Below are 12,524 nucleotides of genomic sequence, written 5' to 3' on the forward strand. Positions count from 1 at the left end.
TAAATTTGCAATGGACAGCGCGTTGGATTTGTAGTCTATTGGTAATATTCCAAGGACGCAATTGGTCTTATAGAGATTGTGGGAAGGCAATCTGGACCGGACTGGATGGGGGAAATCATAATGGTTAAGGGGCCTGCCAAGACAAACGGGATTCGCCGCGGTCTGCTTCACGGTATTTGCGGAACGGCACTTGCGAGCGCAATGATCCTTCCCGCCGCGGCGCAGGAAGCTGCCGCTCCGGCTGAGGCAAGCGAGGGAAATCCCAATGACATCATCGTCATGGGTATTCGCAAGAATCTTGAATCGGCGCAGAATCGCAAACGCAACGCCGATACGGTCGTTGATTCGATCACGGCCGAAGACATCGGCTCCTTCCCCGACAAGTCGGTCGCTGAAGCGTTGCAGCGCGTTCCCGGCATCACGGTCATCCGCTTCGCGGGTACCGACGATACCGCGCATTTCTCGGCCGAGCCTTCGGGCATCATCGTCCGCGGCCTCAGCCAGGTGCGTCCCGAATTCAACGGCCGCGACACGTTCAGCGCCAATTCGTCGCGCGGGCTCAGCTGGCAGGATATTTCCCCCGAATTGCTCGGCGGCATCGACACCTACAAGAACCAGACCGCCGAGATGATCGAAGGCGGTATCGCCGGTACGGTCAACCTGCGAACCCGCCTGCCGTTCAATTCGGATGGCCGGCTGATCTCTTTCTCGATCAAGAACACCTATGGCGACATCGCCAAGAAATCGACGCCCGAAATCTCGGGCATCCTGTCGAACCGCTGGCAGACGGGGATCGGCGAGATCGGCCTGCTGATCAACGGCGCCTACGCGCATTCGATCACCGCGAGCCAGGGCGTCCAGTTCGATCGCATGGCGATCTTCGACGGCGTGTTCGGGCCGGGCAAGCAATATATCCCGAGCGGCATCTTCATGCGCGACAATGAATATGACCGGAAACGTTATGGCGTTGCGGGCGCGTTCCAGTGGCAGTCGAACGACGGCGACATGGAATTGACCGCGCAATATAACCGGTCGCAATATAACAATAGCTGGCGCGAATATGCGCTCTATTCGAGCGCGTTCAGCATCTATGGCCAGCCCAGCGACTATCTGGTCACCGACCCGACTTTGGTCGCGCCGGGGACCGGCCGGGCGCCGTTCACCTTCGACGACGACGGCAATTTCCTCAGCGGCTGGTGGTCGGCGCCGCGCCCCTATGTCGGCGAAGGCAACGACAATCTCGGGCTCGGCGTCAACGAGGATGGCGAAGCCTTCTTCAATCGCTGCTACGGCTGGGAAGGCTGCGTCCCGCAGCAGCGTGCGCCGCAGGTCGACACCGCCGCCAATGCGCTTCGCAACAAGCAGATCACGCAGGACTTCGGCGTCAATTTCCGCTGGGACGTCGCCGACCGGGTGCGCGTGACGCTCGACGCCCAATATGTCGACGCGAGCGTGAGCAACTATAACGCATCGGTGACCGCGCGCACCTTCGCCGACACCTTCGTCGACCTGACCGGCAAATATCCGCGGCTCGAATTCCTGCCGAACCAGGCGGAGAATATCAACCTGTCGAACGGCGGGCTCAACAACCCCAACAATTATTTCTACTACGCCGTCACCGACCACACCGAGGACAGCGACGGCAAGGAAGTCGCCTTCCGCGCCGACGTCGAATATGACGTCGATTCAGGCTGGCTCGACGCGATCAAGGTCGGCGCGCGCTATTCGGATCGGGACCAGACGGTGCGCTGGGGCGCCTATAACTGGGCCAATATCTCGAACACCTGGACCTTTACGCAGGCGCCCTATTTCAACATCGACCGGCCGGTCTATCCCGCCGGCAGCAATCAGCTGCACACGTTCGACGGCGGCTTTTTCGACGGCAACCGGATCAACCACAACAGCTTCGCCTTCTTCAACATGGATATGCTGCAGAACCGCGAACAACTCGCGGCGGCGCTGGGCCGCCCGTCGATCGGAGTGGGCGATTATTATCCGGTCTGTTCGGGCGCCGGCTATCGCGCCGGCGAAGCCGTCGAAAAATCCTATGGCTGTTACCTGCCCAGCGAAATCCACAAGGTCAGCGAACGCACGGTCGCGACCTATGCGATGGCGAAATTCGGCGGCGACAGCCTGACGATCGGTGGCATTCCCGTTTCGGGCAATATCGGCGTCCGCCTGATCTGGACGCGCAACGATACGGTCGGCGCGACGACTCTGCCCGTGCCGTTCACGCCGGCGGGGCTGACCTGTACGCGCGGAACCGATCCCGGGCCGCCGCCGCGGCCGACCGCGTCGTCGGGCTGCGTCGTGACCCAGCAAGAGATTGATTTCAGCAATGGCGCGACCGTTGCGGATACGACCAAGGTCAATCATTTCCACGCCTTGCCCAGCCTCAACGTCAAGTTCGACCTGACCGACAAGCTGGTATCGCGTTTCGCATATTCGCGGGCGATGTCGCGGCCCGATTTCGGGCTGCTTCGCAACTTCCTGACAGTCAATCGCCTGACGCCGAACCTCAACGATTTTTCGGACGACAATGTCACGCGCGACGCACAGGGCAATGCGATCGCCTATGACTGGCAATATACCGGCCAGTCGGGCAATCCGGGGCTCAAACCGATCACGGCGGACCAGTTCGACCTGACGTTCGAATATTATTTCGGGCAGTCGAGTTCGTTCACCGCGACGGGTTTCTACAAGAAGTTCCACGATTATATCCAGTCGGGCAGCTTCCTTCTCGACATCACCAACAATGGTGTGACCGAGGAGGTGCGTGTCTCGCGGCCGTTCAATGGCAAGGGCGCGAGCATCTACGGCGCCGAAGTGGCGTTCCAGACCTTCTTCGACTTCCTGCCGGCGCCGTTCGACGGTTTCGGGGTGCAGGCCAACTACACCTATGTGAAGAACAACGGGATCGAGACGAGCAACCTGACTAACGAAACCGGCGCCGGGACGTCGGGCGGCGGGATCAGCTACGATACGTCGGCGGTCAAACCCAATGCGCTCGAAGGCATTTCGAAGCACAGCTACAATCTCGTCGGCATGTATGAAAAGGGCATATTGTCGGCGCGCGTGGCCTATAACTGGCGTTCGAAATATCTGGTGACCGCCATCGATTGCTGCGTCGGCCTGCCGATCTGGCAAAAGGATACGGCGTTCATGGATGCGTCGATCCGCTTGCGGGCCGCCGCCAATATCGAGCTCGTGCTCGAAGGGACGAACCTGCTCGGCACCGACACGGTCCTCTACCAGCAGGTGGATTCGGCGGGGACGCTGAAACCCAATGCCTGGTTCAAGAACGATCGCCGTTACCAGCTTGGTGTGCGGCTCAATTTCTAAAAGGGGGAAGGGGCGTCAGCCGTGTCAAATCGGACTGGCGCCCTCTTTCTTCCGCGCTAAGCTGGACCCGCCATGGGGGATAAATTCGAACTGGTGATCGTCGGCGGCGGGACCGCGGGGTGGATGTGCGCCGCGGCGTGCGCTGCCAAGCTCGACCCGGCGCGTTTTAGCGTTCGCCTTGTCGAGTCCGAAGAGATCGGGACGGTCGGCGTCGGCGAAGCGACGCTCCCACAGATGAAGGATTTCAACGACTTCCTCGGGCTCGACGAAGTCGAGTTCATGAAGGCGACGCAGGCGAGCTTCAAGCTCGGCATCGAGTTCGTGAACTGGGGCGCCGAGGGTGTCCGCTATATCCACCCCTTCGGCACCTTCGGCCGTCCGATCGGCGAGGCCGATTTCTTCAGCTACTGGATCCGCGCGAACCGCGCCGGCACCGCGGCATCGCTCTTCGACTATTGTTTCCCGATCGTCACCGCGCTCCAGAACCGCTTCATGCTGCCGAACGGCGACGCGAACGACGTGCGCAGCGCCTTTGCCTATGCCTATCATCTCGATGCCTTCCTCTACGCGCGCTATCTGCGCGGCTGGGCCGAGGCGCGCGGGATCGAACGCGTCGAGGGCCGCATCGTCGAGGTCGAGCAGGATGGCGAAAGCGGCGACGTCGCGGCGGTCAAGCTGGCATCGGGCACCCGCATCGCGGGCGACATGTTCGTCGACTGCTCGGGTTTCCGCTCGCTGCTGCTCGGCGGGACGCTGGGCGTCGATCTCGAGGATTGGTCGCACTGGCTGCCGTGCGACAGCGCGCAGGCGGTGCCGTCAGTGCGATCGGCCGACTTCACGCCCTATACGCGCTCGACGCGGCGCAAGGCCGGATGGCAATGGCGCATCCCGCTCCAGCACCGCACCGGCAACGGCTATGTCTATTCGAGCGCCGACATCTCGGACGACGAGGCGGCGGCGACCCTGCTCGCCAACCTCGACGGCGAGGCGCTCGCCGACCCGCGCGTGCTGCGCTTCAAGGCGGGCAAGCGCGAGGCGGCCTGGGCGAAGAACTGCGTCGCGATGGGGCTCGCGGGCGGTTTTCTCGAACCGCTCGAATCGACCAGCATCTATCTCGTCCAGATGGCGATCATGCACATGCTGACGCTGATGCCCGCCGAACGCGTGATCGACCCGGCTTTGCCCGCCGAATTCAACCGCGTGATGGACGTCGAATATGACCGGATCCGCGACTTCCTGATCCTCCATTATATCGCGAACGAGCCCGATGCGCCGCTGTGGGAGCGGGTGACTACGATCGACCTGCCCGATACGCTCGCGGGCAAGATCGAGCGCTTCCGCCATCGCGGCTATATCGAGGCCTATCGCGACGGGCTGTTCGGTCCGCCGAGCTGGCAGGCCGTATTCGTCGGGCAGGGGATCGAGCCGCTCGCCGCCGACCGCCTCGCCGACGTGCTGCCCGCAGCGACGGTCGAGGAGCGGCTATCGAACCTTGCGGCGACGATCGCCGACGCGGCGGCGACGGTTCCGTCGCACGCCGATTTCATCGCGCGCTATTGCCCGGCACCGGCGCCATGACCGGTTCGGTGCAGCGGGTCGTTGTTTTCGGCGGCGGGATTGCGGCGGCGATGGCGGCGCTTGCCATAGGCCGCGCCTATTCCCGGCTCGGCACCGATGTGATCTGGGTCGATACCGGCGATGCGCCTGCCCCCCACGCGGCGCTGGTCGCGCCGCCCGATCTTGCGACCTTCCACCGCCTGCTCGGTATCGACGACGCCATGCTCGTCCGCCACGCCGCCGCGACGATCGGCATGGGCCAGCAATTCGCCGGCTGGTCGGGTGGCGATCACGCCTTCCTCCATGCCTATGGCGACGCGGGCAGCGCCTTTGCCTCGCTGCCTTTCGTCCAGCACTGGACGCGCGCGCGCGCCGCGGGGCTCCGCGTCGCGCTGGAGGATTTCTGCCTTGCCGCCGCCGCCGCCAAGCAGGGATGTACCGGCGACCCGCGCGACAGCGCGACGCGGCAGGCGGTGAAGCGGGGCTGGCATCTCGACGCCGCCGGATATGCGAAGCTGCTGCGCGCCGCGTGCGAGCAGGCGGATATCCGCATCATCGCGGGCGCGGGCGCCGTCGCGCAGCGGGGCGGAGCGGCCCTCGACCGCATCGACCTTGCCGATGGCGAGCAGCTCGGCGCCGACCTGTTCATCGACACCGACGGCGCGCTGATCGCCGCAGTCGACGGCGGCGCGGAAGCGCGCCCCGGCTTCTGCGATCGCATCGTCCGTGCCTCGGCGCCCGCCTTCGATCCGCTGCCACTCTACAGCCGCGTCGCCGCGCATCCTGCCGGGTGGATCACGCTGATCCCGCTCGCGAACCGCACCGCTATCGAATTCGCCTACGACAGCGCATCATTGTCCGACGCCGAGGCGCCCGCCGCGCTCGCGGCAGCGCTCGGGCGCCCGGTCGAGGCCGCACCGCCGGTCGCCGTCGCCGGCGCCCTGCGCCCGCGTCTGTGGAGCGGCAATGTCGTCGCGATTGGCCCCGCGGCCGGCGATGCCCCGCTGCTCGATGGCGCCGAGCTACTGCTCCTCCAGCTTGCGATCGCGCAGCTTGTCCTGCTCTGGCCCATCGACCGCGCCGCGATGCCCGAGGCCGATATCTACAATCAGGAACTCGCCGGAACCAGGGCGCGTGTCGCCGATTTCACCGCGCAGCATTTCCGCCTGAACGCCCGCGCCGGCGAGCCTTTCTGGGATGCTGCGCGTTCCGCGCCGATCTCCGCCGAACTTGCGTCGAAGATCAACCTGTTCGCCGCGCGCGGCATGTTCGCGCACTATAGTCACGAGGCGCATGTCGAGGACAGCTGGGCGCTCGTCATGGCCGGGCATGGCGTCACCCCGCGCAGTTTCGACCCGCAGGCATTGTTGACCGGGGATCAGGAGCTGATGGCCGAATTCCAGCACCAGCTGCGCGCCGTCGCGAGCGACGTCCGTGCAATGGAAACGCACGCCGACGCGCTGCGGCGCGTCCGCGGATGAGCGCGCGCCGGCGCCCGGTACGGCGCATCGTCATCGTCGGCGGCGGCAGCGCGGGCTGGATGACCGCAGCGGCCCTCGGACGCGCGCTGTCGGGGCCATCACACAGCATCAAGCTTGTCGAATCCGAAGCGATCGGCACCGTCGGCGTGGGCGAGGCGACCGTGCCGCCGATCCACGAATTCAACCGCTACCTGCGGCTCGACCAGGCCGAATTCCTCCGCGCAACCCATGGAACGATCAAGCTAGGCATCGAGTTCGAAGGCTGGGGCGGGGCAGGCCACCGTTATTTCCATCCCTTCGGCTATCTCGGCATCGAGATGTCGGGGATCCATTTCCACCACTATTGGCTGCGCCATCTCGCCGCGGGCGGCGATGCCGATCATGGTCCCTATAATCTCGAAACGATGGCCGCGCGCGAAGGGCGCTTCGCGCCCGCGACGCGCCATGGCCCGGTCCATCATGCGGTCCATTTCGACGCCGCCGCCTATGCCCGTTTCCTGCGCGCCTATGCCGAGGACAAGGGCGTCGTGCGGATCGAGGGCAAGGTCGCCGACGTCCGCCTCGATGGCGAGGATGGCTTTATTACTTCGCTCGCGCTGGAGGATGGTCGCATCGTCGACGGCGATCTTTTCGTCGACTGCTCGGGCTTTCGGGGCCTCCTCATCGAAGGCGCGCTGGCAACGGGTTACGAACAATGGAGCCACTGGCTGCCGTGCGACAGCGCGGTCGCAATGCCGTCGGAGGGCGAGGGCGACCCGTCGCCCTTCACGCGTTCGACCGCGCGCGAGGCGGGATGGCAATGGCGCATCCCGCTCCAGCACCGCGACGGCAACGGCTATGTCTATTCGAGCGCGCATCATTCCCATGACGAGGCCGAGGCGCTGCTGCGTTCGCGCCTGCCCGGTGCGCCGCTCGCCGACGCCAACCGGCTGCGCTTCGTTGCAGGGCATCGTAAGGCGATCTGGAGCCGCAATTGCGTCGCGATCGGGCTCGCCGGCGGTTTCCTCGAACCGCTGGAATCGACGTCGATCCATCTGATCCAGACGACGATCATCCGGCTGCTGTCGTTGCTGCCGCGCGATGCGATCGACCCCAATGTCGTCGCGCGCTTCAATCGCGACGCGCTGCACGAATATCGGACCATCCGCGATTTCGTGATCGCGCATTATGCGCTGGCGGGCCGCGACGATACGCCCTTCTGGCGCGACGTCGCGGCGGCGGGCATCCCCGATACGCTCGCCGAGCGGATCGAGGCGTTCCGCGCGACGGGCAATATCCTCTTCGAACCCGGCGATCTGTTCGGTCCGACGAACTGGTACGCCGTCCTGATGGGGCAGGGGGTGCGGCCGCAAAGCTGGCACCCGATCGCCGATGGTCTCTCCGATGCCGAACTCGCCGCGCGCCTCGCAACGCTGCGCGGCCGCGTCGCCGAACAGCTCGCCGAGCTGCCGCCGCACATCGAATTTCTACGAAGGTTGAACTAATTTGCCGCTGTGCTCCCGCGAAGGCGGGAGCCCATCACCCGATCGCGTTATCTTGCGCCAACCGGAGATGGATCCCCGCCTTCGCGGGGACACGGTGATGATCTTGAGTCGTCCGGCTCAGCCGTTCAGCTCGGCCACAACGTCATAGGCGTCGCCGCGATAGAAGCTTTGGGTGAATTCGGCGGTGCGCCCATCGGCCAGGAAACCGCGCCGTTCGATGAACAGGCCGGGCGTGCCGGGTTCGATCTCCAGCATTTCGGCCTGCTCGGCGGTTGCCGCGATCGCGCGCAGCCGCTGGAGCGCGCGGACGGGCAAATGTCCCGCCGCCTCCAGCGCCTCGTAAAGCGACGCGCCGACGGCCTCGACCGACGGCAGGCAATATGCGGGGATCGTCGCGACCTCGAGCGCCATCGACGTGTCGTCGGCGTAGCGGATGCGGTGGAAGCGATAGACGAGCGACCCCGGCGAGAGGCCGAGCGACAGCGCCTCTTCGGGCGTTACCGCGCCAGCCGTCTTGCTCACCCATTTGCTGTGGGGCTTGCGTCCGCGCGAGACCATGTCTTCCGAAAAGGAGGTGAGCTTCGAAAAGCTTTTCTCGACGCGCGGCCGGGTGACGAAGGTGCCTGCGCCGCGGCGGCGCGTGACGATGCCGTCGCCGACCAGCCCGTCGATCGCCTTGCGCACCGTGATGCGCGACACGTCGAATTCTTCGGCGAGGTCGCGCTCGGTCGGGATCGCTTCCTCGGCCTTCACGACCTGTCCCTCGATCGCGTCGCGCAGGATTTTCTGGAGCTGGAGGTAAAGCGGTGTCGGGTCGTCTTTCTGGAGCGGACCCACGCGTTCGATCAATGACAAGGACGATGCTCCACCCGATGGCCCCGGCAAAGCCGGTCGATAAGACCAGCCTTAGCGCAGCATGTGTTGCATTGGTATCCTTACGTCAAGCTTGTTGCGAATTATTCGCGTGAAATCCCTTGTCCGATCGCCTTCGTCAGCGCGTGGTCGGGGCTGTCCTGAGACAGCTCCCAAACCATCACGCCGCCGGCCTTTTCGGCGGCAAGGCGCGCCTTGCTTTCGATTGTCGCCGGGCTGTTGTGCGTAATATAGCGGCACCCGGCGCACCGATCGCCGATCACATCGGTTTTGGTCGCATTTAGGCCATGTGCGGCCACGAGGTCGCGATAGGACCAATTCGCCTTTTCGCCACCGAAGCCATAGCCGTAAAAGGGCACGCCGAGAATGAGTCGCTCGCGCGCGACCCCGCGCGAAAGCCACAGGTCGAGGTCGCGCACCGCCATCGCATAGCTGCTGTGTTCGGCGCCCGCCTCGCCCCAGCTCGGCCCGATCGCGTCGTAGGACATGATGTTGACCAGATCGAAATAAGGGATCGAGCCGACGGGTATCATCCCGCCCTCATAGGATGCCGTGGCGCAGGTCAGCAGTTTGTCGCGCGCCTTCATGGCCCCCGACAGCGCGGCGATGAAGGGCGTATAGTCGCCGGCGCGATCGATCTCGGTGAGCAATTGCCCTTCGATGTCGATATCGACACCGTCGAGTCCCAGCGTGTCGGCGAGTTCGACCAGCGCGGCGACCGTCGCGGCGCGGCGTTCGGGGGCGAGCAGCGCTTTCCAGTCGCCCGAGCAGCCGGGAATGACGCCGCCCGCGGTCGAGATCAGCACCTTGGCGCCGCTCGCTTGCAGCCGCGCCACCGTTGCCCGCAGCGCCTCGACCGACAGGTTGGCGCCCGTCTCGTCGCCCATGCACGTCATCCGCCCGTCACGGACGAAGCGCCCGTCGGCATCGGGATTGGCAAAGGACAGGTTGAAATGGGTGAAAGAGGGAAGGTCGGTGCGCGCGATCGACAGGTCGAGCCCCTTGAACGCCGCGAGATAGCCGACCACAATCGGGCGTCGCGGTTCGACCGCGTGCGTTGCCGACGACAATACTAATGTAAAACCAATCAGGATTGCGGTAATGAGGCGAAAAATACGAATATCTGTCATTTTGCCGATTTTCCTTTCAATTCCGTCCCATCTGAAAGGCGTTGACCCGCCGCCGACTGCATGACAAATTAGATACAAATTGTCGAGCGGGAGAATGGGTATGCGGGCTGCGGGGTGGATCACGATGGCGATAGCGGCACTTGCCGCGCCGCAGGCGGTTGTAGCGCAGGTGCCGTCGCAGGCGTCGCTCGACCGCCTCGCCGATACGCTCGGCTACCGCCTTACGATGGTCGACAACGGCCCGACCTGTCCGGCGGGGATCGAAGGCTGTTTCCTTACGACGATCACGCTGACCGTGCCCGAAACGCTGCCCGCCGATGTGCCCAAGGGGCTCGCGCTCTATTTCAGCTTCGTCAATCGGCTGCCGCTCGTCGAAAGCGATATCTTCACGCATCGGCTGATCAACGGCGACGTCCAGCAACTGACGCTGAAACCCGGTGCCACGCTGCGCCCCGGTTCGACGCATGAAATCAAGCTGTGGGGCGTCGGCTCGAACTTCTCGAAGGCGTTCGGCATGCCCAACGCCTATCTGGTCGCCGACGGGCTCGAACCCCGCACGATCGCGGCGACCCGCGCGGTGATCGATCCCGACACCGGTCTCGAAACCTTGCCTTTCGTCGCGCCGATGACCGACGAGGCGAAGCTCGCGACCAAGAGCGATGCCGACAAGACGCGTTGGCTGACCGTCGAGCGCGCCTTCGCCGTGCAGGCGGACCGCCTCGCGCCCGAGGCGAAGGGGGTCGTCATCCTGCCGAAGCCCGCCAAGGCGGCGCAGGGCAAGGGCAAGCCGGTCGACCTCACCCGCGGCGTCGCGCTGACGCTGAACGGGGTCGAGCGCAGCGCGGTCGCGCCCGCGTTGGCAGCGCTCGGCGCGCCCGAAGGCGCATTGCCGCTCGCGATCCGTATCGACCCGGCGGCGGTGGCAAAGCCCGAGGGTTATGTCCTCGACGCCAAGGCATCGGGGATCGCGATCACCGCGCACGATGCCGCCGGCGCGAGCCACGCCCTGCGCTCGCTCGCGCAGCAGGCGGCGTTCGAAAAGGGCAGGCTGACCCCGCTGCGCGTCGAGGATGCGCCCGAATATGGCTTCCGCGGTCTCCATATCGACCTCGGCCGCAACTTCCACAGCCGCGACGAGATTTTGAAGCTCGTCGAGGCGATGGCGGCTTACAAGCTCAACAAGCTCCACCTCCATCTCGCCGAGGACGAAGGCTGGCGGATCGAGATTCCGGCGCTCCCCGAACTTGCCGAAATCGGCTCGAAACGCTGTCACGATCCTTCGGAGCAGACGTGTATCCTGCCGCAGCTCGGCGCCGGTCCCGACGGCACGGGCGGCGTTAACGGCTATCTGACGGCCGCCGACTATGTCGCGATCGTTCGGGCGGCGACAGTGCGGCAGATTGAGGTGATCCCGTCGATCGACATGCCCGGCCACAGCCGCGCCGCGATCAAGGCGATGGAGGTCCGCCACGCGCGCCTGACCGCGGCGGGCAAAAAGGCCGAGGCCGACGCATATCGCCTGATCGACCCCGCCGACACGACCGAATATCGCAGCATCCAGAATTACAGCGACAACACGCTCAACGTCTGCATTCCCGCGACCTATCGCTTCGTCGATACCGTCGTCGATGCGCTCGCCGCGATGCACAAACAGGCGGGTGCGCCGCTCAAAACCTTCCACCTCGGCGCCGACGAGACCGCGGGCGCGTGGATCAAATCGCCGGCGTGCAAGGCGATGATCGCCGAGAATGGCGGCGATGCGGGCAAGCTCACCCCGCGCTTCATCGAGCGCGTGACTGCCAGCCTTGCGGCCAAGGGCCTGCGCACCGGCGGCTGGAGCGACGGCATGGGTCACACCGAAACCGCGGCGATGCCCAAGGCGCCGCACATGGTGCAGACCAATATCTGGGGCGTGCTGCACACCGGCGCGATCCGCGAGGGGCACGACCAGCTGAACCGCGGCTGGGACGTCGTGCTGTCGATCCCCGACCTCGGCTATTTCGACATGCCCTATGCGCCGCATCCCGACGAGGGCGGTTATGACTGGGCCTCGCGCGGCGTCGATCCGTATCAGGTCTATGGCTTCATGCCCGACAATCTGCCCGCCAATGCCGCGACGATCCGCAACATCCATGCCGAGGGCAAGGCGATCGAGGACAAGCCCGTCCTCGCACCCGGCCACCGCGTCGCAGGGTTGCAGGCGCAGCTCTGGAGCGAGACGATCCGCACCGACGCGCAGGTCGATTATATGCTGTTCCCGCGCCTGCTTGCGCTCGCCGAACGCGCCTGGGCGCCCGCACCCTGGACCCCCGTCTATCAGGCGGGCGCCAGCTATGAATGGGGCGACCGCCGGGTCGACGCGGCGAAGCTGAAAACCGGCTGGCAGGATTTCGCGGGGCGCGTCACCGCACAGCTCCCGATGCTGGAAAAGATCGGCGTCGCCTATCGCGTCGCGCCGCCGGGCGTGCGTATCGCGAACGGCAAGCTCGAAGCGAACAGCATGTTCCCCGGCACCGCGATCGAATATCGGGTCGAGGGCGGCGCGTGGACGCGCTATGCCGGACCCGTCGCCGTCGGCGGCGCGGCGGAGCTGCGCAGCCGTTCCGCCGACGGCAAGCGCGCCAGCCGGACGGTTCGGGTCGAACCGGCCCGCTGAG

7 protein-coding genes are annotated in these 12,524 nt (G+C 65.3%); 5 read left to right on the forward strand and 2 right to left on the reverse strand.

Annotated features, from left to right (window positions below; translation table 11 throughout):
• Positions 1-201: 201 nt before the first annotated feature.
• From VGU00_RS14610 to VGU00_RS14625, 4 genes are all read left to right on the forward strand, one after another.
• Entirely contained in the window at positions 202-3,342 is a 3,141-nt protein-coding gene (locus tag VGU00_RS14610) for a TonB-dependent receptor (RefSeq protein WP_327469685.1), read from the forward strand.
• A 72-nt stretch (positions 3,343-3,414) separates the two neighbouring features.
• Entirely contained in the window at positions 3,415-4,920 is a 1,506-nt protein-coding gene (locus VGU00_RS14615; RefSeq protein WP_327469687.1) for a tryptophan halogenase family protein, read from the forward strand.
• Positions 4,917-6,380, forward strand: a complete 1,464-nt coding sequence (locus tag VGU00_RS14620) for a tryptophan 7-halogenase (RefSeq protein WP_327469689.1) — start codon at positions 4,917-4,919, stop codon at positions 6,378-6,380. Before VGU00_RS14615 ends, VGU00_RS14620 begins: the two co-directional genes overlap by 4 nt.
• Entirely contained in the window at positions 6,377-7,864 is a 1,488-nt protein-coding gene (locus VGU00_RS14625; protein ID WP_327469691.1) for a tryptophan halogenase family protein, read from the forward strand. Before VGU00_RS14620 ends, VGU00_RS14625 begins: the two co-directional genes overlap by 4 nt.
• 117 nt (positions 7,865-7,981) lie before the next feature.
• On the opposite strand, the gene VGU00_RS14630 is transcribed toward VGU00_RS14625, so the two are convergent.
• Positions 7,982-8,719, reverse strand: coding sequence for a GntR family transcriptional regulator (locus tag VGU00_RS14630; protein WP_327469693.1), 738 nt, complete (start codon positions 8,717-8,719; stop codon positions 7,982-7,984).
• A gap of 101 nt (positions 8,720-8,820) precedes the next feature.
• Entirely contained in the window at positions 8,821-9,867 is a 1,047-nt protein-coding gene (locus tag VGU00_RS14635) for a glycosyl hydrolase family 18 protein (RefSeq protein ID WP_327469695.1), read from the reverse strand.
• 94 nt (positions 9,868-9,961) lie between these two features.
• Between VGU00_RS14635 and VGU00_RS14640 the strand changes: the two genes are divergently transcribed.
• Positions 9,962-12,523, forward strand: coding sequence for a family 20 glycosylhydrolase (locus VGU00_RS14640; protein WP_327469697.1), 2,562 nt, complete (start codon positions 9,962-9,964; stop codon positions 12,521-12,523).
• Position 12,524: the final 1 nt, after the last annotated feature.

It is taken from the genome of Sphingopyxis sp. (assembly GCF_035944815.1).
Classification (GTDB): Bacteria; Pseudomonadota; Alphaproteobacteria; order Sphingomonadales; family Sphingomonadaceae; genus Sphingopyxis.